17 protein-coding genes are annotated in these 21,632 nt (G+C 70.3%); 10 read left to right on the top strand and 7 right to left on the bottom strand.

Annotated elements, in window-relative coordinates; translation table 11 throughout:
• Window positions 1-45: 45 nt before the first annotated feature.
• Both ACH34Q_RS13790 and greA read left to right on the top strand, forming a co-directional pair.
• Window positions 46-546, top strand: a complete 501-nt coding sequence (locus ACH34Q_RS13790) for a DUF4307 domain-containing protein (RefSeq protein ID WP_395983265.1) — start codon at window positions 46-48, stop codon at window positions 544-546.
• A gap of 172 nt (window positions 547-718) precedes the next feature.
• Window positions 719-1,219: a transcription elongation factor GreA gene (gene greA / locus ACH34Q_RS13785; RefSeq protein WP_395983264.1), complete on the top strand. Its 501-nt coding sequence runs from the start codon at window positions 719-721 to the stop codon at window positions 1,217-1,219.
• Window positions 1,220-1,405: 186 nt separating this feature from the next.
• On the opposite strand, the gene ACH34Q_RS13780 is transcribed toward greA, so the two are convergent.
• Entirely contained in the window at window positions 1,406-1,891 is a 486-nt protein-coding gene (locus tag ACH34Q_RS13780) for an Lrp/AsnC family transcriptional regulator (RefSeq protein ID WP_395983263.1), read from the bottom strand.
• Window positions 1,892-2,098: 207 nt separating this feature from the next.
• On the opposite strand from ACH34Q_RS13780, the gene hppD reads away from it, so the two are divergent.
• The 4 genes from hppD (at window position 2,099) to ACH34Q_RS13760 (ending at window position 8,179) form a co-directional block, all read left to right on the top strand.
• Complete coding sequence (gene hppD / locus ACH34Q_RS13775) at window positions 2,099-3,187, top strand: 4-hydroxyphenylpyruvate dioxygenase (protein ID WP_395983262.1); 1,089 nt, start codon at window positions 2,099-2,101, stop codon at window positions 3,185-3,187.
• A gap of 189 nt (window positions 3,188-3,376) precedes the next feature.
• On the top strand, window positions 3,377-4,984 hold the full coding sequence (locus ACH34Q_RS13770; RefSeq protein WP_395983261.1) for a M1 family metallopeptidase: 1,608 nt from the start codon (window positions 3,377-3,379) through the stop codon (window positions 4,982-4,984).
• Between the two features lie 178 nt (window positions 4,985-5,162).
• A complete protein-coding gene (locus ACH34Q_RS13765; RefSeq protein WP_395983260.1) occupies window positions 5,163-6,662 on the top strand; it encodes a M1 family metallopeptidase in 1,500 nt (499 codons plus the stop codon).
• Window positions 6,663-6,757: 95 nt separating this feature from the next.
• A complete protein-coding gene (locus ACH34Q_RS13760; protein ID WP_395983259.1) occupies window positions 6,758-8,179 on the top strand; it encodes a M1 family metallopeptidase in 1,422 nt (473 codons plus the stop codon).
• A gap of 285 nt (window positions 8,180-8,464) precedes the next feature.
• Here the strand turns inward: ACH34Q_RS13760 and ilvA are convergent, their stop codons facing one another.
• Genes ilvA through ACH34Q_RS13745 form a run of 3 tightly spaced genes read right to left on the bottom strand, consistent with a single transcriptional unit; the run spans window position 8,465 to window position 11,928 of the window.
• Complete coding sequence (gene ilvA, locus ACH34Q_RS13755; protein ID WP_395983258.1) at window positions 8,465-9,685, bottom strand: threonine ammonia-lyase; 1,221 nt, start codon at window positions 9,683-9,685, stop codon at window positions 8,465-8,467.
• Window positions 9,686-9,697: 12 nt separating this feature from the next.
• Window positions 9,698-10,696, bottom strand: coding sequence for an ROK family protein (locus ACH34Q_RS13750; RefSeq protein WP_395983257.1), 999 nt, complete (start codon window positions 10,694-10,696; stop codon window positions 9,698-9,700).
• Window positions 10,693-11,928 carry an FIST N-terminal domain-containing protein gene (locus ACH34Q_RS13745; protein ID WP_395983256.1) on the bottom strand — a complete coding sequence of 412 codons (1,236 nt, stop codon included), beginning with the start codon at window positions 11,926-11,928 and terminating at the stop codon, window positions 10,693-10,695. The genes ACH34Q_RS13750 and ACH34Q_RS13745 overlap by 4 nt, the downstream gene beginning before the upstream one ends.
• 307 nt (window positions 11,929-12,235) lie before the next feature.
• On the opposite strand from ACH34Q_RS13745, the gene ACH34Q_RS13740 reads away from it, so the two are divergent.
• From ACH34Q_RS13740 to ACH34Q_RS13730, 3 genes are all read left to right on the top strand, one after another.
• Complete coding sequence (locus ACH34Q_RS13740) at window positions 12,236-13,672, top strand: magnesium chelatase (protein WP_395983255.1); 1,437 nt, start codon at window positions 12,236-12,238, stop codon at window positions 13,670-13,672.
• Between the two features lie 139 nt (window positions 13,673-13,811).
• Window positions 13,812-15,884: a VWA domain-containing protein gene (locus tag ACH34Q_RS13735; protein ID WP_395983254.1), complete on the top strand. Its 2,073-nt coding sequence runs from the start codon at window positions 13,812-13,814 to the stop codon at window positions 15,882-15,884.
• Window positions 15,885-16,015: 131 nt separating this feature from the next.
• Window positions 16,016-16,510, top strand: a complete 495-nt coding sequence (locus tag ACH34Q_RS13730; protein ID WP_395983253.1) for a hypothetical protein — start codon at window positions 16,016-16,018, stop codon at window positions 16,508-16,510.
• A 46-nt stretch (window positions 16,511-16,556) separates the two neighbouring features.
• On the opposite strand, the gene ACH34Q_RS13725 is transcribed toward ACH34Q_RS13730, so the two are convergent.
• The 3 genes from ACH34Q_RS13725 to ACH34Q_RS13715 all read right to left on the bottom strand — a co-directional run bounded on the left by ACH34Q_RS13725 (window position 16,557) and on the right by ACH34Q_RS13715 (window position 19,111).
• Window positions 16,557-17,495 carry an alpha/beta hydrolase gene (locus tag ACH34Q_RS13725; protein ID WP_395983252.1) on the bottom strand — a complete coding sequence of 313 codons (939 nt, stop codon included), beginning with the start codon at window positions 17,493-17,495 and terminating at the stop codon, window positions 16,557-16,559.
• The gene (locus ACH34Q_RS13720; RefSeq protein WP_395983251.1) at window positions 17,476-17,673 is read right to left on the bottom strand and encodes a hypothetical protein; all 198 of its coding nucleotides are present in this window, start codon (window positions 17,671-17,673) and stop codon (window positions 17,476-17,478) included. Before ACH34Q_RS13720 ends, ACH34Q_RS13725 begins: the two co-directional genes overlap by 20 nt.
• A gap of 265 nt (window positions 17,674-17,938) precedes the next feature.
• Window positions 17,939-19,111: a cystathionine gamma-synthase gene (locus ACH34Q_RS13715; protein ID WP_395983250.1), complete on the bottom strand. Its 1,173-nt coding sequence runs from the start codon at window positions 19,109-19,111 to the stop codon at window positions 17,939-17,941.
• Window positions 19,112-19,289: 178 nt separating this feature from the next.
• On the opposite strand from ACH34Q_RS13715, the gene ACH34Q_RS13710 reads away from it, so the two are divergent.
• Window positions 19,290-21,449: an MMPL family transporter gene (locus ACH34Q_RS13710; RefSeq protein ID WP_395983249.1), complete on the top strand. Its 2,160-nt coding sequence runs from the start codon at window positions 19,290-19,292 to the stop codon at window positions 21,447-21,449.
• Window positions 21,450-21,632 lie beyond the last annotated feature (183 nt).

Raw genomic sequence — 21,632 nt, 5'->3', positions numbered from 1 at the left:
GAATTGTCCCTGACAACGTCCGCTGCCCGCACGGAGATTCCCGCCATGTCCACGAGCGTCACACCAGGTAAGCCGGCGACAGGTGCCCCGGCGACGGCCGAGTGGCCCCGGGCCTCGTCCGGCGGTGGGTCCGATGACGGCTCCCGCGGTCCCGGCGGACCCGGCGGCGGCGAGGAATCCTCGGGCGGAGCCCCGGCGCGGCGCCGCGGCAAGCTCGGCTACATCGTGATCGGACTGCTGGTGGCCGTCTCGGCGGGCGGCTGGTCGGTGATCATGGGGCATGCCAACAACACCCCCGGGATCGCCTCCCAGACGATCACCTACCAGGTGCTGAACGACTCCGCGGTCCAGGTGCATTACGCGGTCGCCAAGTCCGCGGACGACGTGGTCACGTGCACGGTCGACGCCTTCGACGAGAAGTTCGCGATCGTCGCCACGTCCAAGATCACCGTTCCGGCCGGAACGAAGAAGCTCACCCGGACCGACACGCTTCGTACCACGAAGCGGGCCACCGGAGCGCGCGTGAAGGACTGCCGCAAAGTCTGAATGGCCCGGTGAAAGCCGGACCGCTTTTGGCGGGTTGCGTGCGCCGTGTTCAGGGAACCTTTACCCGCACACACCGGATAGGCTAGAGGTTTCACCAGGCCGCACTTCATGTCGATGTGTCGCTGCTCCCGACCGGGAGAGCGAGATCGCAACATGTGGATGAGGAGTACCCGTGACCGAGACCCGCGCTGACAACGTCACCTGGCTGACCCAGGAGGCGTACGACCGGCTCAAGGCTGAGCTGGACCATCTGTCGGGCCCGGGCCGCATCGAGATCGCTCAGAAGATCGAGGCGGCGCGGGAGGAGGGTGACCTGCGCGAGAACGGCGGCTACCACGCGGCCAAGGAGGAGCAGGGCAAGATCGAGGGACGCATCCTCCAGTTGCAGAGCATCCTTGAGAACGCGCGCGTCGGTGAGGCCCCCCGCACCGAAGGGGTCGTCGGTCCCGGAATGACCGTCACGATCTCCTTCGAGGGCGACGACGAGGAGGTGACGTTCCTGCTCGCCTCCCGCGAGGAGAGCGGCGCGCCGATCGACGTCTACTCCCCCAAGTCCCCGCTGGGCGCGGCGATCAACGGCAAGAAGGTCGGCGAGAAGGCCACCTACTCGCTGCCCAACGGCCGCAGCATGACCGTGGAGATCCTGGACGCCACGCCCTACGGTTCTGCGTAGCCCTTGGCGTCGGGCCTGGGGGCCCTCCTTCGGCGGGCTACGCGGCGATCGCCGCATCGCTTCGTCTCGCCTTGACGGCTCGCTTCGCGATCAGATTCTCGCTCCGCTCGGATCTGGCTTCGCACGCGATCGCAACGCTTTGGCTTCGTGGCCACCTCAGCCGACCGGCTGAGGTGGCCACGCGTCTTATCCGGCCTCTCGTCCGGCCTCGCGGGCGGCGGCGGCCACCAGCGGGAGCGTCCGCTGCCGTACCTGGGTGACCAGCGAGATCACCGAGGACGCCCGCTCCACCCCGCGCACATCGACGATCATGTCGATCACCCGCTGCAGGTCCTGGTTGCTGCGGGCCACCACCCGGCAGAGCATGTCGCCGCCGCCGGTGATCGTGTGCGCCTCGATCACCTCGGGGACCCCGGCCAGCCGCTCGGCCACCGGATCGTGCCCGCCGGGCTGCCGGATCTGCAGGGTCACGAACGCGGTCACCGCATAGCCCAGCGCGGCCGGATCGATCTCCGGCCCGAAGCCGCGGATCACGCCCTGCCGTACCAGCCGGTCCAGCCGCGCCTGGACGGTGCCGCGGGCCACCCCGAGCCGCCGGGACGCCTCCAGCACACCGATCCGCGGCTCCGCGGCGAACAGCGCGATCACCCGACCGTCCAGCTCGTCGATCATCGGTTCTCGCTCTCACTCACGCGCACTCCCTCACGTGCACTCCAGCACGCATTGCTCCGTGGTCGTCATGTACAGGTCCGCGTTCATCATGTACAGCATGGTCATCATGTACATGTCGTCGCATCGTCCCGGTCGGACACTGTACATATTGTGCAGTGATCCGAAGCTGCCTTGCGCACTCTGTCTCTGATTTCAGAGATTAGGTGCATGGATGATTTTCCGGTCAAGGGCATGGACGCCGTCGTCTTCGCCGTCGGCAACGCCAAGCAGGCGGCGCACTACTACTCCACCGCGTTCGGGATGCGCCGGGTGGCCTATCGCGGGCCGGAGAACGGCAGCCCGGACGAGGCGGTGCACGTGCTGGAGTCCGGCGGTGCCCGGTTCGTCTTCCGCGGCCCCGTACGGGCGGGCACCGACCTCGGCCGGCACGTCGCCGAACACGGGGACGGAGTGGTCGACCTGGCCATCGAGGTCCCCGACGCCGAGGCGGCCTACCGGCACGCGCTGGCCAACGGCGCGACGGGGATCGAGGAGCCGAAGGTCCTGGAGGACGAGCACGGCAAGGTCGTGGTCGCCGCCATCGCCACGTACGGCGAGACCCGGCACTCGCTGGTCGACCGTTCCAACTACAACGGCCCTTACCTGCCGGGATTCACTCCGGCGGCACCCATCGTGGAGCCGGCCGGGAGGAACTTCCAGGCCATCGACCACTGCGTGGGCAACGTCGAGCGAATGGACGAGTGGGCCGGGTTCTACCACCGGGTGATGGGCTTCACCGACATGGCCGAGTTCATCGGGGACGACATCGCCACCGAGTACTCGGCGCTGATGTCCAAGGTGGTCGCGGACGGTACCCGCAAGGTCAAGTTCCCGCTGAACGAGCCGGCCGAGAGCCGCAAGAAGTCCCAGATCGAGGAGTACCTGGAGTTCTACGGCGGGCCCGGCGTCCAGCACATCGCGCTCGCCACCAACGACATCCTGGCCTCGGTGGACCGGATGCGGGCCGCCGGTGTGGAGTTCCTCGCGACGCCCGACTCGTACTACGAGGACCCGGAGCTGCGCGAGCGGATCGGCGAGGTACGGGTCCCGGTCGAGGAGCTGCAGAAGCGCAAGGTGCTGGTGGACCGGGACGAGGACGGCTACCTGCTGCAGATCTTCACCAAGCCCGTCCAGGACCGGCCGACCGTGTTCTTCGAGCTGATCGAGCGGCACGGCTCGCTGGGCTTCGGCAAGGGCAACTTCAAGGCGCTGTTCGAGGCGATCGAGCGGGAGCAGGACCTGCGCGGCAACCTCTGAGCCGACCCTGACCCGTCCCGCACGGGAACTCTGGTCCGTCCCTGTTCCCCGTCCCTTTCTCCCATCCCTTTCTCCCGTCCGTATGTCCCTTGTGCTCCCGTCCATATGTCCCGGTCTCCCGTCCATATCGGGAACGGGGTCCTAGTGTCGAGTTGCCCAGCCTCCCCCGCGCCGGGCAGGCTGGGCACCGTGCACACGGCCGGAAGTACGCCCAGTCCCCCTCGCGCTCCCCGTCGCGGCGGCCCCAGCCTCGCCCGCCGCGGCGTCGCCGGGCTGTCCGCCCTCGCCGTAGCGGGCACGCTGACGGCCTGCCAGATCAACCTCCCCAACGACGCCGCGCCGCCGGACACGCCGCTCCCGACGGCCAACGGACCGGCCGGAAAGGCCAGCATCGGCGACCCGTACGTCCCGGGCAACGGCAACGGCGGCTACGACGTCCAGCACTACGGCCTGCGGCTGACGATCACGCCGGGCGGGTCCAAGGAGCTGGACGGCACCGCCGACATCACCGCCGTGGCGACGGAGCGGCTGACCGCGTTCAACCTGGACCTGACCGAGCTGGACGTGTCCCAGGTGAAGGTGAACGGGACGGTGACGCCGCACCGCCGCGAGGACGAGGAACTGGTCGTCAATCCGGCCAAACCGCTGGCCAAGGGCGCCAAGTTCACCGTCTCGGTGAAGTACGCGGGCACCCCGGAGCCGGTCCAGGACCCGGTCCTCGGCCGGTACGGGTGGATCCGTACCCCCGACGGCGTCTTCGTGGCCTGCCAGCCCAGCGGGGCGCACACCTGGTTCCCCGGCAACGACCACCCCAGCGACAAGGCCACCTTCGACTTCACCGTCACGGTCCCGCAGGGGCTGACGGCCATCGCCAACGGCGAGCCGGGCAGCACGATCCCCGGCTCGGGTACCCCCGACGGCGGTACGGTCCCGCCGAACGACGCTCCGCCCGGCACCGAGACGAGCGGGCCCGCGGTAGTGCCCGCTTCCAACCACGGGACTTCCAACAACGGGACCGCGCAGAAGAAGGCCGCGCAGACGACCACCACGTGGCGCGTCAAGCAGCCGATGTCGACCTACCTCGCCTCGGTGTCGGTCGGACGGTTCCAGGTCAAGACCGGCAAGACGCCCGGCGGCATCACCAACATCACCGCCGTCGACCCGTCGGTCGGCGGGATGCAGCTGGAGGCGTTCTACGCCAAGAACTCCGAGATCACCGACGAGTTCGTGAAGATGTTCGGGCCCTACCCGTTCGACTCCACCGGCGGGACGGTCGACAACGCCCAGGTCAACTTCGCGCTGGAGACCCAGACCCGGCCGGTGTACGGGGGGTTCGGGGCTTCGGAGTCGATCGTCGCGCACGAGCTGGCGCACCAGTGGTTCGGTGACAGCGTCGGTGTGACCCGCTGGCAGGACATCTGGCTGAACGAGGGCTTCGCCACGTACTCCGAGTGGATGTGGAACGAGAAGTCCGGCGACCAGTCGGTCAAGGAGCAGTTCGACTCCGCCTACCAGGAGAACAGCCGGGAGCTGTGGGACGTGCCGCCCGGCAACCCGGGGCGGGCGAACATGTTCGGGCGGACGGTGTACGACCGGGGCGCGATGACGCTGCACGCGCTGCGCACCAAGGTGGGCGACGCCAAGTTCTTCGAGATCCTCAAGACGTGGACCAAGGAGCACAAGCACGGCAGCGCCACCACGCAGCAGTTCATCGACACCTCCGAGCGCGTGTCCGGCCAGCAGCTCGACGACTTCTTCAAGGCCTGGGTGTACGAGCGGGGCCGTCCCAAGATGTAGGTGAAAGCCTGGTCAGGGATGGGCAAAGCCCCGGCAGGTCGGCGCCGTGCCCGGGCCGGGGCGGTCCAGGGTGTGCCGGGTGAACCGGCCCTACCTGATCCTGGCTCCGGCCCTCGCCGTGGCCGCCCTGACCGCCGCCACCATGCCCACTTCGGCTTCTGTGTCTACGGCTAGCGCTGTGTCCACAGACGCATCGCCGTGGCCGCCGCCGGGCGGCAAGACCGTGCCCGCCGGCGGGTTCGTGCCGGGTGCGGCGGGTGCGGGCGACCCGTACTTCCCCAAGGCCGGGAACGGCGGCTACGACGTCGGCCACTACGACATCCGGCTGCGGTACGAGCCGCGCGGCCGGAAGATCTCGGGGACGACCCGGATCACCGCGACCGCCACCCAGAACCTGTCCAGGTTCGATCTCGACTTCGTCGGCAACCGGGTCCGCAAGATCACCGTCGACGGCGTGAACGCCAGGTACGAGCGGGCCGGGCAGGAGCTGATCGTCACGCCGGCCGCGGGCATCCCGAGCGGTACGAGGTTCACCGTCGCGGTCGCCTACGACGGGTCGCCGCCCCACGGGAAGAACGCGAGCCTCGGCAGGACCGGCTGGATCCGCACTCCCGACGGCGCGGTCACGCTGTCCCAGCCGCAGGGCTCGGCCACCTGGTTCCCGCTGAACGACCACCCCAGCGACAAGGCCACCCACACGTACACGATCACCGTCCCCAAGGGCCTCACCGTCGTCGCCAACGGAGAGCCGTCCGGCGAGCTGCGCCGGACGCACAGAGCGCTCACGAACCACAGGGCCCACCACAACCACACGCCCCACCAGAACCACATGCCCCACCAGAACCACAGGGCCCACCAGAACCACGAGGCCCCTCAGGCCACCCGCACTTACCGGTGGCGGTCCCGGCACCCCATGGCGAGCTACCTGGCGATGGTGGCGATCGGGAAGTTCCGGGTCATGGACGGCGCGTCCCCGAAAGGCGTCCGTACGATCACCGCCGTCGACTCGTCCCTCAAGCAGAACCGGTCGTGGCTGCAGAAGACCACCGGCACGGTGACCGACTGGGGCACCCGCACGTTCGGTCCGTACCCGTTCGACTCCACCGGCGGCGTCGTCGACAACGTCAAGGTCGGGTACGCGCTGGAGACCCAGACCCGTCCGGTGTACCCGCACCAGGCCGACACCGCGCTGCTCGTCCACGAGCTGGCGCACCAGTGGTTCGGTGACAGCGTCGGGCTGAAGCGCTGGAAGGACATCTGGCTGAACGAGGGGTTCGCGACGTACGCGGAATGGCTCTACACCGAGCAGCACCGCGGCGCGACGGCCAAGCAGATGTTCGCCAAGGCGTACAAGCACTCCGCCGGTTCGGCGGTGTGGAAGCGGCGGACGGGCGCGCCGGGGCGCAAGGGGATGTTCGACTACTTCGCCATCTACACGCGCGGCGCGATGACCCTGCACGCGCTGCGCACCGCCGTGGGAGACCCCACGTTCTTCCGGATCCTGCGTACCTGGGTCGCCGCGCACGCGCACGGCCACGCCACCACGGACGACTTCATCAAGCACGCGGAACGGGTCTCCGAACGGCCGCTGCGCCCCGTCTTCAAGGAGTGGCTCTACAAGTCCGGAAAGCCCGGCAAGCCGAAGCGCGTGCCCCGTCCCGCCCCCAAACAGCCTTGACGCTGCCGTCGGCCCGTCCTCAACCGGCCTTCGCCTGGCCGAATCGCAATCGAATCGCGCTTGATCAGCCGTCGTCCGGCTGCGATTTTGGGGCGATGACGAAGACCCCCCGAGTAATCGCCGCGGTGGCGCTGACCGCCACCGCGGGACTCCTGGTTTCGGCGGCGCCCGCGGGGGCGACCGCCGTCCGCTACACGCCGGGCGCGCCCGGAGCGGGCGACCCGTACTTCCCCGACATGGGCAACGGCGGCTACGACGTCTCGCACTACGACGTCGGGTTGAAGTACGACCCGGCCACCAAGGGCATCCAGGCCGTCACCGCCATCAAGGCGCGCGCCACCCAGAACCTGTCCCGGTTCAACCTGGACTTCCTGGGCCCGCTGAAGATCTCGGCACTGCGGGTGAACGGGGCCAAGGCCGCCTACAAGCGGACCGGCGCCCAGGAGCTGGAGATCACGCCGCCCAAGGGCCTGCGCGAGAACCGCAAATTCACGGTCACGGTCGCCTACTCCGGCGTACCGCACACGATCAACGACGACGCGCTGGGCACCTCGGGCTGGATCCCGACGGCCGACGGCGCCGTCATGCTGAACCAGCCGTTCGGCGCGGCCACGGTCTACCCGGTCAACGACCATCCGACCGACAAGGCCACCTACAGCTTCACGCTGACCGCGCCCAAGGATCTCACCACGCTGGCCGGCGGCGACTTCGCCGGCAAGGCCACCAAGGGCGGCTGGACGGTCTCGCACTGGCGGATGCGGCAGCCGATGGCCAGCGAGCTGAGCATGATCGCGATCGGCAGGTACGACGTGATCAGCAGCACGGCCAAGGGCGTCCCGAACATCACCGCCACCGACCAGGGCCTGGGCATCACCGCCGCGCAAGGCCAGGACTTCCACCGGCAGACCGCGGACATCCAGGACTTCCTCGCCGCCAACTTCGGCAAGTACCCGTTCAGCTCCACCGGCGGCATCGTGGCGAAGGCGGGCGTCGGGTACGCGCTGGAGACCCAGGGCCGTCCGATGTACGACCTGGCCCGCCGCCCGGGAACGATCCCGCGGCCCGGCCTGATCGCGCACGAGCTGGCCCACCAGTGGTTCGGTGACAGCGTGACGCCGGAGCGCTGGGCCGACATCTGGCTGAACGAGGGCTTCGCCACGTACTCCGAGTGGATGCTGGCCGAGAAGCAGGACGGCAAGCCCGTCCAGGAGAGCTTCGACGAGGTCTACGCGACGCCCGCCGACGACGACCTGTGGAAGCCGAAGACCGCCGACCCCGGCCGCGACAACATCTTCCACGGCACCGTCTACGACCGCGGCGCGATGACCCTGCACGCCCTGCGCAAGGCCATCGGCGAGAAGGACTTCGCCAAGCTCCTCAAGGCCTGGCACACGGCCAACCGGGACGGCAACGCCTCGTCCCAGGACTTCATCCGCTTCTCGGAGAAGCTCTCCGGCGAGCAGTTGGACGCCCTGTTCCAGAAGTGGGTCTACACCTCAGGAAAGCCGTCGCTGTAGTTCTCATCGCGTCGTAGTTCTCATTGCGTCGCCCTTGGCGTCAGGCCTTGGCGGCCTTGGCGGCCTTCCTTCGCGGGCGTCGCGGCGATCGCTGCGCGAACAGCCCAGCCCGTCCGCTCAGCCCCGAACGGACTCCAGGCGTCGCGATCGCGTCCGAAGGCAGGTTCGAGCGAGGCGAGAACCTGATCGCGGAGCGAGCCGGCAAGGCGAGTTCGGAGCGATGCAGCGATCGCCGCTTTGCCTGCGATGGAAGGCCGTCAAGGCCTGACGCCAAAGGCAAAGCAATCAACTCAGCGTGTAGCCCTTGGCGCGGAGGCGGCCGAGCACTTCTTCACTGTGCTCGGCCCCCCGCGTCTCCAGGTGCATCAGTACCTCGGCCTCTTCGACGTGCAGCCGCGCGGCCACTCGCTCGTGCATCACGTCCAGGACGTTCACGCCCAGCTCGGCCAGCTCGCTCAGCAGCGTGACCAGAGCGCCGGGACGGTCGTTGAGGCGGCAGCGTACGACCAGGTAGCGCCCGGCCCCGGCCAGCCCGTGCCGCAGCACCTTGGCCAGCAGCACCGGGTCGATGTTGCCGCCCGAAAGGATCACCACCACCGGCGTGCGGACCGCGTACGAGTGCTCCAGCAGCGCCGCCACCCCGGCCGCGCCGGCGGGTTCGACCACCTGCTTGCCCCGTTCCAGGAGCAGCAGCAGCGCCTGCGAGATCGACTCCTCGGTGACCGTGACAACGGCGTCCAGCAGCGCGGTGACCAGGCTGTACGTGAGGTCGCCCGGCCGGCCCACGGAGATCCCGTCGGCCATCGTCGGCTGCACGTCCACCCGTACGGGCCGTCCGGCCGCCAGTGACGGCGGGAAGGCCGCGGCCTTCTTGGCCTGAGCCCCGACGACCTTGATGTCGGGATTGCCGGCGCCCTTGAGGGCCACGGCCACGCCCGACATCAGCCCGCCGCCGCCGACCGCGCCGACGACCGTACGGACGTCCGGGCAGTCCTCCAGGATCTCCAGGCCGATCGTGCCCTGCCCGGCTACCACGTCGGGGTGGTCGAACGGGTGGATCAGCACGGCCCCCTCTTTGCCGCCCTCCCCTTTCTCGGAGTACTCCTGGGCCGCCACGAGGCAGTCGTCGACGCTCGGGCCGGGGAACACCACCTCGGCGCCGTACGCGCGGGTCGCGGCCACCTTGGGCAGGGGCGCGCCCTGCGGCATGAAGACGGTGGCCTTGCAGCCGAGCATGGACGCGGCCAGCGCGACGCCCTGGGCGTGGTTGCCGGCGCTCGCCGCGACGACGCCACGCGCGCGCTCCTCGTCGCTGAGCCGCGCGATCCGCACGTACGCGCCGCGGATCTTGAACGAGCCGGTGCGCTGGAGGTTCTCGCACTTGAGGTACACCGGACCCCCGATGGCCTCGGAGAGGACCCGGGAATGCATCAGGGGAGTGGGGACGGCCACCTCGCGCAACAGCTCACGGGCGGCATGGATGTCGTCGACGGTGACGCGGGCCATCCTCAGATCATTTCACGGGTTCCAGTACCTGTTCCCCTCGTGGAGCAGCGCGGCGGCACCGATCAGGCCCGAGGTCTGGCCGAGGGTGGCGGGGACGACCTGGACGCGCCGCGCGAACTCCATCCGCGCGTGCGCCCGCAGCGCCTCCTCCAGGGGGTCGAACAGCAACGCCCCCGCCTGGGACACCCCGCCGCCGATCGCGACGATCTCCAGGTCGCACAGGTGCGTGGCGGACGCGATGGCGATACCGAGGGCACGTCCGGCGCGGCGCATCGCGGCGGTCGCGACCGGGTGGCCCTGCCGGGCGTCCTCGGCGAGATCGGCACCGGTGGCGTCGCCGCCCTGGTCCTGCCGCCAGCCCTGCGCGCGGGCCCAGGCGGCAAGGCCCGGTCCGCGTGCGATGGCCTCCAGGCAGCCGCGCCCCCCGCATTCGCAGGGCGGCCCCTGGGGTTCGACGATGACGTGCCCGATGTGCCCGGCATTGCCGCTGGCGCCGTCCACGAGTCGTCCGCCGAGCACCAGTCCCCCGCCGACGCCGGTGGACACGACCATGCCGAGCACGTTGTCCCGGCCCTGTCCCGCGCCCTGCCAGTGCTCACCGATGGCCACGCAGACGGCGTCGTTGTGGACCCGTACGGGCAGCCCGGGGTAGCGCTCGCGCAACCGGTCGCGGAGCGGGAACCCGCGCCACGCGGGGATGTTGAGGGGCGACACCTCGGCGGCGGGCCAGGTCATCGGTCCACCGCAGCCGACACCGACGCCCGCGATCTCCGAGCCCTGCTCCGTCACCCTGCCTTGCTCCGTAACCCCGCCCTGCGCCGTCACCCTGCCTTGCTCCGTCACCCTGTCGAGCAGCGACTCCAGCGCGCGCCAGAGGTCCTCGGCGTCCTGGCCGGGCCGGGCGGGGGTGGCGATCCGGTCGTACGCGGCGATCCGCCCGTCCGGTTCGACCACGGCCGCGGCGAGCTTGGTGCCCCCGATGTCGATCGCCAGCACCGGCGCCCTGGTCATGGAACGTCGTCGGGGTCGAGGCCGTTCAGGTCATCGCCGTCCAGGTCATCGCCGTCCAAGCCTCCGCCGTCCAGGCCTCCGCCGTGCGGGCCGAAGGCGAGGATGGAGGCGGTGAAGCCGTGTACGTGGTTACGGCCGGCCACCGGGCCGATCTCGCCCGCCGCGAAGAACCCGCCGATGCCCGCCGGGCCGAACGCGCCGTTCAGGATCCGGGCGTCATGGTCGGAGTCGTCGAACATCGCCCGGCCGCGCCCGTTGCAGGAGAACAGCAGCGCGCCCTCCACCGGCGCCAGGTCGAACCGTTCCAGCAGCGCGGACAGGTCCTCCTCGGCCGCCCCGGCGTCGCGGACCTGGAACCGGACCGTACGGCCGACCTCGATCACGTCGCCGACCGCCAGCGCCCCGGTGTCGGTGTCGGCGCCGACCACGCCGCGGACCAGGAAGTCGCCGCGCTCGTGCTCGTCGGCGTACTCGTCCATGGCGACGCCGATCAGCAGCCCGCGCCCGGCCAGCTCCTGCTCCTCCTCCGGTAGCCCGAGCACGATGTGCTCCAGCTTCTCCAGCGCGGGCGTACCGGCCAGCTCGTACAGGAGGTTCTCCTCGGCCCTGGTCACCACCATGTCGGGCCCGACCGGGCGGGCGCCCTGGCTGACCACGGTCGCGGCGACGAGCGAGCCGCCGAGCACCACCCCGACCGCGCCGGAGTCGAAGACCTCGCCGTCGACGAACAGCCGTGTACCGCCCTGGCCGGGCCCGCCCGCCATCCCGCCGACCAGCGGCAGCCCCGGCAGCGCGTCCACCGACCGTTCCACGAACGCGTCCACGGGGAACGAGTACGGGTCGGCCAGCAGCATGCCCACCACGTCGTCGTCGCGGCCCTCCGGCATCCCGACCACGATCAGCCGGTCCTCGGTCTTGAGCGTCTCCAGCCGGAACGCCTCCAGCCGTGCGCCGGGCAGCACCGCCGCCCAGGCGCTCACCGCCGTGGCCTCCTCCACCCCGTGGCCGCCGCCGATCACGCCGTCGGCGCTGCAGCCCACCACGACGCGGGCACCGGCGATCTCCATCGCCACCCGGCCCGCCTCCTCGACCGCCTCGGGATCCTCCGAGGAGACGAAGACGCAGACCAGGTCGGGCTGCGCGCTGAGCGGGGCCAGCGCCTTCTCGATGGCCGTACGGGCGGCACTGGTCAGATCGGGGCCCAGGGCCAGGCCGTCACCGAACCGCGTCATGGGCGGCGCCTCCCTCGTACGGTTCGCGGAGTCCTGAGTCGTGCGGTTCGCGGGGTCGTGCGGTTCGCGGAGTCGTTCACGCCCCCAGTCTTCCCTCTCCCCCCACCCGGACCCAAACAGCGCGCTGTGCCAGTCTCGCGCCATGCCGGTCTCACCATGCCGGTCTCACCATGCCGGTCTCACCATGCCAGTCTCGCCGTGCCGGTCCCGCCGTGCCGGTCCCGGGCATGCCGGGTCCTGCAAGGGCGGCCAGAGAATCCCCCCGCAAGGGTGCGATTCTCCGGAACGGCGACGTAATGTCGATCGCGTGCGTCCTACCGAACCTCGTGAGAGCACCCTGCGTGAAAAAACACTGGGCGGGCTGCGCACCAGTGGACACATCCAGCGCTCGGTCAAGGCCGAGATCCGTCACAACCTGCTCAGCCGGCTGAAAACCGGCGAGCCCCGCTTCCCCGGCATCGTCGGGTTCGAGGACACGGTGCTGCCCCATCTGGAGCGCGCCCTGCTCGCGGGCCACGACCTGGTGCTGCTGGGCGAGCGCGGGCAGGGCAAGACGCGGCTGATCCGTACCCTCGTCGGGCTGCTGGACGAGTGGACCCCGGTCGTCGCGGGCTGCGAGATCAACGACCATCCGTACGCGCCGGTCTGCGTCCGCTGCCGGCGGCTGGCCGCCGAGACGGGCGACGAGCTGCCGGTGGCCTGGCTGCACCGGGACGAGCGGTACGGCGAGAAGCTGGCCACCCCCGACACCAGCGTCGGGGACCTGATCGGCGACGTCGACCCGGTCAAGGTCGCCGAGGGCCGTACCCTGGGCGACCCCGAGACCGTGCACTTCGGGCTGGTGCCGCGCACCAACCGCGGCATCTTCTCCATCAACGAGCTGCCCGACCTGGCCGAACGGATCCAGGTGGCGCTGCTCAACGTGCTGGAGGAGCGCGACGTCCAGGTGCGCGGCTACGCGCTGCGGCTGCCGCTCGACCTGCTGCTGGTCGCCAGCGCCAACCCCGAGGACTACACCAACCGTGGCCGGATCATCACCCCGCTGAAGGACCGCTTCGGCGCCGAGATCCGGACCCACTACCCGCTGGAGCTGGACACCGAGCTGGCCCTGATCCGCCAGGAGGCGGAGCTGGCCGACCTGGACGGGGTGCCCGCGGAGGTACCCGCCCACCTGATCGAGATCATCGCCCGGTTCACCCGGCTGGTCCGCGAGTCGGCCGCGGTCGACACCCGTTCCGGCGTGTCGGCGCGGTTCGCGCTGGCGGGCACCGAGACGGTCGCGGCGGGCGCGGTACGGCGCGCCGCGCTGGCCGGCGAGGAGCGCGCGGTGGCGCGGGTCTGCGACCTGCCCTCCGTGGTGCCATCGCTGATGGGCAAGGTCGAGTTCGAGGTCAGCGAGGAGGGCCGCGAGCAGGAGGTCCTGGAGCATCTGCTGCGCCGGGCCACCGCCGAGACCTACCGGCACACGCTGGGCCCGGCCGACCTGACCGGGCTGCTGGACAAGTTCGACTCCGGCGAGATGGTGGAGTCGGGCGAGCTGGTGACGGCGGCCGAGCTGCTGCGCCGGATCGGCCCGGTGCCCGGGCTGGCCAAGATCATGGAACGGCTGGACATGACCGGGGAGTCCCCCGGCCAGGCCGCCGCCGCGCTGGAGTTCGCCCTGGAGGGGCTCTTCCTGTCCCGCCGCCTCTCCAAGGACGTCCCCCCGGGCAAGGCCGACGGCACCGCCACGTACCGCACCTGAACCGCACGACACCTACACACGCACGGCACCTACACACCACGGCACCTACACATGCACGACACCTACACGCACGACACCTACACGCACGACACCTACACGCACCTCACCTGTCACGTACCGCACCTGAGTTGGGAGCGCGATGAGCCGCTACCGGTACGGCGCCTACGAGGACGGGCCCGACCCGCTCGCCCCGCCCTACGACGTCCGGGACGCCCTGGACGCGATGGGCGACTCGGTCCTTGAGGGCACCCGTCCGGACGAGGCCCTGCGCGATCTGCTGCGCCGGGGCCTGCCCGGCGCGGACGGCCGGCGCGGGCTGGACGACATCCTCCGGCAGGTCCGGGAGCGCCGCCGCGAGCTGCGCGACCGGGGCCGCCTGGACGGCACGCTCGAGCAGGCGCGCGCACTGCTCGACACCGCGATCGGGCAGGAGCGCGCCGAGCTGTTCCCCGATCCGAGCGACGACGCCCGGCTGCGCGAGGCCGAGCTGGACACGCTGCCCGCCGACACCGCGCAGGCGATCCGGCGACTGTCGGACTACCAGTGGCGCTCGGACGCGGCGCGCGAGACGTTCGAGCGGCTGAAGGACCTGCTGCGGCACGATGTCCTGGACGCCCAGTTCCAGGGCATGAAGCAGGCCCTGGAGGGCCAGGACCCGCAGGCCATGGAACGGGTCAAGGACATGATGGCCGCGCTCAACGAGATGCTGGAGAAGGACGCGCGCGGCGAGCACACCCAGGAGGACTTCGACCGGTTCATGGAGGAGCACGGGGAGTTCTTCCCCGACCAGCCCCAGAACCTGGAGGAGCTGGTCGACTCGCTGGCCCGCCGCGCCGCCGCGATGGACCGGCTGATGGCCTCCCTCAGCCCGGAACAGCAGGCCGAGCTGGCCGCGCTCATGGACCAGGCCATGCAGGACGCGGGCCTGGCCATGGAGATGTCCCGGCTGAACGACGCGCTCCGTACCCGCCGTCCCGACCTCGGCTGGGGCGCCCCCGAGCGCATGACCGGCGACCAGCCGCTCGGCATGGGCGACGCCACCACGGCACTGGCCGAGCTCGCCGACCTGGCCGAGCTCGAAGCGGCGCTCGGGCAGGACTATCCCGGCGCCCGCCTCGACGACATCGACGAGGAGGCGGTACGGCGCGCGCTGGGCCGCCGGGCCGTCGACGACCTCGGCGCGCTGCGCCGGATCGAGCAGGAGCTGGAGCGGCAGGGCTACCTGCAGCGTAAGAAGGGCGCCCTCGAACTGACGCCCAAGGCCGTCCGCCGCCTGGGCGACACCGCGCTGCGCCGGGTGTTCTCCCAGCTCACCGCGGGCCGGCAGGGCGACCACGACCAGCGCGACGCCGGCCAGGCGGGCGAGCTGACCGGTTCGAGCCGGGAGTGGCGGTTCGGCGACGAGCAGCCGCTCGACGTGGTCCGTACGGTGAGCAACGCGATCCGCCGCAACGTCATGGACGCGAACCCGGCGGTGTTCTCAGCAGGTTCAGTGTCGCCGGCCGGTCTGACCGTCCCCCCGGCACGCACCACCCCTACGGCACGTACCATCCCCACGCCACCCACCAGTGGCAGGCGTCCGGGCGCCGTGAAGCTGAGCGTGGACGACTTCGAGGTCCACGAGACCGAGCGGCGCAGCGCCGCCGCCGTCTGCCTGCTGGTCGACCTGTCGTACTCGATGGTGCTGCGCGGTACCTGGGCGGCGGCCAAGCAGACCACGCTGGCCCTGCACTCGCTGGTCACCAGCCAGTTCCCGCAGGACGCGATCCAGATCATCGGGTTCTCCAACTACGCCAGGACCCTGCATCCGACCGAGATGGCCGGGCTCGACTGGGACATGGTGCAGGGCACCAACCTGCACCACGCGCTGATGATCGCCGGCCGCCATCTGGACCGCCATCCCGACTTCGAGCCGATCGTGCTGGTGGTCACCGACGGCGAGCCGACCGCCCACCTGCAGTCCAACGGCCGCTCGCTGTTCGACTACCCGCCCTCGCCCGACACGCTGGTGCTGACGCTGGCCGAGGTCGACAAGATGACCCGGCGCGGCGCCGGCATGAACTTCTTCATGCTGGCCGAGGACCGGCGGCTGGTGTCGTTCGTGGAAGAGGTCGCCCGCCGCAACGGCGGCCGCGTCTTCGCACCCGATGCCGAACGCCTCGGGCAGTACGTGGTCAGCGACTACCTGCGAGTCCGGCGCGGCCGCCGCTGACCCTGGGCCGTCGCTGGCTCAGGGCCACCGCCGACTCAGCGCGTCCGCTGCTTTGGGCCGCCGCCGGCTGAGGGCGCCGCCGGCTGAAGGCCTCGCTGACTTGGGGCGTTCGGCGGGTTAGTGTCGGCCTCATGTCGACCACCGACCGCCTGCTGCTCCTCCTGCACATCGGTTTCGCGATCTTCACGCTGGGACCGCTGACCGCCGCGACCATGGCCACCCCGCGCTACATCCGCAAACGCGACACCGACGTGGTGCGCTACCTCAACCGCGCCACCAGGATCTACGGCTTCGGAACGCTCGGTGTCCTCGTCGTCGGGCTGATCATGGCGAGCGACCGGTTCGACGAGTTCTGGCTGTCGGCCTCGATGACGCTGTTCGCCGTCGCGCTCGTCCTGCTGTTCCTCATCGAGCGCGACCAGCGCAAGTCCGCGAACCTGCTGGCCGCGGCCGCGGCCGACCGTACGGAACCGGCCGCGGAAGCCGCAGGAGACGACGCGACCAAGACGGCCACCGGGCAGGAGACCGAGATCGCCCAGGTGGAACGCGGCCGGATCGCCGCGTTCTCCGGCGTGGTGGCACTCCTGTGGCTGGTGATCCTGGTCCTGATGGTCTGGAACGGCTGATGGTCTGGAACGGCTGACAGGTCTGGGCAGGCCTGGAACGGCCGACTCAGCCTGTCCGGGCCTTCAGCCACTTGAGGAGAGCCGGGTAGGTGCCGGGGTCGTTCAGGAGCGCACCGGCGTGCCCGGCGCCGGGGACGAGCTTCACGGTCGCCGGTACGCCCGCCTCGCGCAGCCCTCCGGCCAGGGCGGTGCTGTGCGTCACGGGGACGAGGCTTTCCTCGGCGGCGTGCATGAGCAGCATGGGCGCGTCGCCGGGGCCGGCGTGGGAGCCGGCACCGATGTCCTCCACCTGCTGCGTGCAGACGGGGTCGGCCTCGTCCGGTAGGCAGCCGAGGAGCTTGAGCACCGCGCGCCGCAGGTTTCGCTGGCTGCCCGTCGCGTCCACCTTGAGCCCGTCCTGGTACGCCAGGTAGGGATCGTTCGCGGGCGACAGGCCGATGACGCCCCGTACCCGCTCGGAGCCCTGGCCGTAGGTGCCGAGCTGGCTCGCCAGGAGCCCGCCGGCCGACGAGCCGACCGCCACGATGCGGTTCGGGTCGATGTTCCACTTGGCGGCGTTGCGCTTGATGAAGTCCAGGGACGCCATGGCGTCGTCGCGCTGCGCCGGCCAGGCGGCTTGCTGGGCCAGCCGGTAGTTGGGGGCGAAGACGGTGTAGCCCTGGTTGGTGAGGCGCCGCGCGAAGTACTTCCACGAGGACTTGTCACCCTTGACCCAGGACCCGCCGTGGAAGACCAGAATCGCCGGACCGGGCGCCTGTTGCTGAGCCTGCTGCCCCTGCCGGCCGTCTTGCTGGCCGCCTTGCCGGCCCTGCTGCGTCCCGGCGCCTGGACGCCAGTACGCGTCGAGGCGCTGGCGCGCGTGCCGGCCGTAGGCGTACGTGGAGACCCTGGGCGGCTTGGGCGTCACCATGACCGCGCTGGCGGACGCGACGACGTCGGCGCCGCCGTTCGCGCCCGCTTGCTGGTCACCGGACGACGGCGGCACGCTCGGCGACCGCGATCCGGACTGCGGCGGCTGCTGCGAGGACGGTGATCCCGAAGGCGTCGATCCCGGCGATGAACCGGGCGCCTGGGACGGCACCGTCGGGGACGGCCCCGGCGTGGTCGCCTGGGCCGGAACGGCTACGGCAGAGATACACGTCGCGGCGAACGCCGCCCCGCACACCAGTACTTTGCGCACTCCGGGCCCTTCTTGGCGAGACCTGCTTGGCGAGACCTGCTTGGCGAAACCCGTCCGGCCGAACCCGCGACCGAACCTGGCTTGACCAAAACCTGGCGGGCCACATCATAGAGCTTTGATCAGCTCTGTACTGAAGCGCCGCCTTAAATCCCCCCAAAGCACCCGGTGCCGCATCCGTCCCCGGCCCGTCCTTCACCCCCGGCGACCTCGGCGAACACACCGCAGGGGCCCCGAGGACGCGTCCAAGATCACAAAATGGCGGCGGCCAGCGCCCGGTCCAGATCGCGCAGCAGATCGTCGGCGTCCTCGATGCCGACCGACAGCCGGACCAGGTCCGCCGGGACCTCCAGCGGGGAGCCGGCGACCGAGGCGTGCGTCATCCGCCCGGGGTGCTCGATCAGCGACTCCACGCCGCCCAGCGACTCCCCCAGCGTGAACAGCTTGGTGTTCTCGCAGACCCGTACCGCCGCCTCCTCCGAGGCCATCCGGAACGACACCATCCCGCCGAAGGCGCGCATCTGCTTGGCCGCGGTCTCGTGGCCGGGGTGCTCGGGCAGCCCCGGGTAGAGGACCTGGCGCACGTCCTTGTGGCGGGTGAGCATGTCCACGACGGCGGTGGCGTTGGTGCAGTGGCGGTCCATCCGCACCCCGAGCGTCTTGATCCCGCGCATCGTGAGCCAGGCGTCGAACGGTCCCGCGATCGCGCCCATGGCGTTCTGGTGGAACGCCAGCCGCTCCCCCAGCTCGGTGGACGAGGTGATCAGCGCCCCGCCGACCACGTCGGAGTGGCCGCCGATGTACTTGGTGGTCGAGTGCACGACCACGTCGGCGCCCAGAGCCAGCGGGCGCTGGAGGTAGGGCGAGGCGAACGTGTTGTCGACCACCAGCAGCGCCCCCGCGTCGCGGGCCACTCCCGCCAGCGCCTCGATGTCGGCGATGCCCAGCAGCGGGTTGGTCGGCGTCTCCACCCAAATGATCTTGGTGTTCGGGCGGACCGCGGCCCGTACCGCCGCCACGTCGCCCAGCGGCACCGGGTCGTACGCCAGCCCCCACGGCTCGGCGACCTTCGCGAACAGCCGGTACGTGCCGCCGTACGCGTCACCCGGGATGATCACGTGGTCGCCGGGCCGGCACAGCGCACGCAGCAGCGCGTCCTCGGCCGCGAGGCCGGAGGCGAACGCGAGCCCGCGCACCCCCGCCTCCACTTCGGCGAGGCATACCTCCAGTGCGGTACGCGTCGGATTGGCCGAACGGGAGTACTCGTACCCCCCGCGCAAGCCGCCGACGCCGTCCTGCTTATAGGTGGAGACCTGGTAGATCGGGGGTACGACCGCGCCCGTGGCCGGGTCCGGTTCCTGCCCCGCGTGGATCGCCAGGGTGTCGAATCCTTGGTGAACGTCCTTGTTCACGTACTTGTCCATAAGCACGAGGCTACCCACCGCCCGCCCTCCTGAAGGATGAGGTGATCCCCCGCAGGTATCACCCGCTATTTCGACTCACCGGGTGACCCCAACGAGGGATCCGATCTCTACCGTTTGATGGGTATCGAGAACGTCTCTGTTCTCCCGACTTTGCAATCCCTTGACTGAAGGAAGTCGCATGTTCGCACGGCTGGCGCGCGTCGTCGTGAGGCACCCGTGGTGGACGATCGTGGCCTGGATCGTCGCCGCGGTCGTCATCATCGCGTTCTCACCCAAGCTCACCACCGAGTCCGATCAGGGCGACTTCCTGCCCTCGTCGTACGAATCCGTCCAGGCGATGGCGATCGCCGAGAAGGCGTTCCCGCAGCAGGAGGACGCCTCCTCCCTCATCGTGGTCAAACGGTCCGACGGGCAGCCGCTGACGGCCGCCGACACCGCCAAGGTCGGGCAGGCCGCCCAGACCATGAGCGCGAGCAAGCCGCCCTCGGTGCTGGGCTTCCTGGCCAGCCCCGACACGGTCGCGCCCAACAAGGCCGTCCAGGTCGTCATGGTGCCGATGAAGGGCACCTCCGTGGACGACCAGACCAAGCAGAGCGACGCGGTCAAGGAGATACGCAAGGATCTGCCAGGGCTGCTGGAGGGTTCCGGCCTGGAGGCCAAGGTCGGCGGTGACGTGGCCGCCTTCGTGGACAACGAGGAATCGTTCAACCAGTCGTTCGAGATCGTCGGCATCGCCACCTTCGTGCTGATCATCGGGCTGATCCTGCTGATCTTCCGGGCCCCGATCGCGGCGCTCCTGCCGATCGTCGTGATCATGGTGACCATGCAGGTCGCGATGGGGTTGATCGGGCTGGCCTCGGAGGTCTTCGGCTTCGCCGGCGACCAGAGCCTGTCCACGATCATCCTGATCGTGTTGTTCGGCATCGGCGCCGACTACTACCTGTTCCTGATGTTCAGGTACCGCGAACGGCTGCGGGCCGGCGAGGACAAGAAGACCGCGATGATCAGTGCGGTGGAGCGGGTCGGCGAGGTCATCTCGTCCGCCGCCGCCGCCATCGCGGTCACGTTCCTGGTGCTGCTGCTGGCCACCTTCGGCGTGTTCAGCGCCTGGGGACCGGCGCTCGCCATCGCCGTCGTGGTGATGGGCATCACCTCGCTCACCCTGTTCCCGGCGCTGGTGTCGCTGCTGGGCACCGCCGTGTTCTGGCCGTCCAAGGCCTGGAAGAAGCAGCCCAAGGGCACCGTGTCGGCCAAGATCGGCGGCTTCGTCGGCAAGCGCCCGGCGATCGCCGCGCTGGTCTCCGGCGGGATCCTGGTCATCCTGGCCGCGGGCGCGCTCGGCTTCAAGGCCGACTACGACTTCGCGGGCGGCTTCCCGCAGGACACCGAGTCCGCGCAGGCCACCAAGGAGATGCAGAAGGGCTTCCCGCCCGGCCTGACCACCCCGGTCCAGGTGTTCCTCAAGAACGAGAGCGGGCAGCCGCTCGCCCAGCCGCAGCTCGCCGAGTTCGGCGAGAAGGCCAAGACGCTCCCGGGCGTCGGCCAGGCGCGGCCGGCCGTACCCGCCACCGACAAGTCCGTGGCACGGGTCGACCTGCTGCTGAAGACGAACCCGATGTCCAACGAGTCGATCAGCTTGGTCAAGGACAAGCTGACACCGGCGGTGCACGAGGCGGCACCCGAAGGCGTCCGGGCCTATGTCGGCGGCCAGACCGCGATCTTCGCCGACATCAACACGGTCAACAACCGCGACCTGTCGGTCATCCTGCCGGTGGCGGCGGTACTGATCGCGCTCATCCTGGCCCTGCTGCTGCGGTCGATCGTGGCGCCGATCTACCTGGTGATCTCGGTGCTGCTGGGCTTCGCCGCGACGCTCGGCTCCGCGGTGTACGTCTTCCAGGGGGCGATGGGCGAGCCCGGGGTGACGTTCCAGCTACCGATCATCCTGTATCTGTTCGTGCTGGCGATCGGGACCGACTACAACATCCTGATGACCGCACGATTGCGCGAGGAGGCCAAGGAGGGCCACGAACCGCGCAAGGCGGCCGCGCTGGCCGTCGAGCACGGCGGCCCGACGGTCGCCGCGGCCGGGCTGATCCTGGCCGGCACGTTCTCGGTCATGATCCTGGCCCCCGTCGCGATGCTGCAGCAGATGGGCTTCGCGGTCGCGATCGGCATCGCACTGTCGGCCTTCGTGATGTCGACGTTCCTGGTGCCGGGCATCACCGCGATGCTGGGCCACAAGGCCTGGTGGCCGGGGCACGGCGACGAGCCCCAGAAGCCCGCCGGACCCGACCTTCTCAAGAACGAGCGGGAGCCCTCGGAGGTCCGTTCCTGAACGTCCGCTCCGGGTGATCCCGGGACGGCCGAAGACGTCGGGTTGCGGGGCCGCGGTCAGCAAAGCCGCCCACACGACCGCGGTCCGCAGCCCGACTCCCCATAGATGAAGCGCCGGAGGCCCAAGGCCTCCGGCGCTTCGCATTCCCCTGGTCCCGTCACGTCCTGTTCCGGGCTCTTCCGC

The sequence above is a fragment of the Actinomadura sp. 9N407 genome (assembly GCF_044326315.1).
Classification (GTDB): Bacteria; Actinomycetota; Actinomycetes; order Streptosporangiales; family Streptosporangiaceae; genus Spirillospora.
Note: the sequence above shows the minus strand (reverse complement) of the source record. Positions and strands in the feature narration are given on the sequence as shown.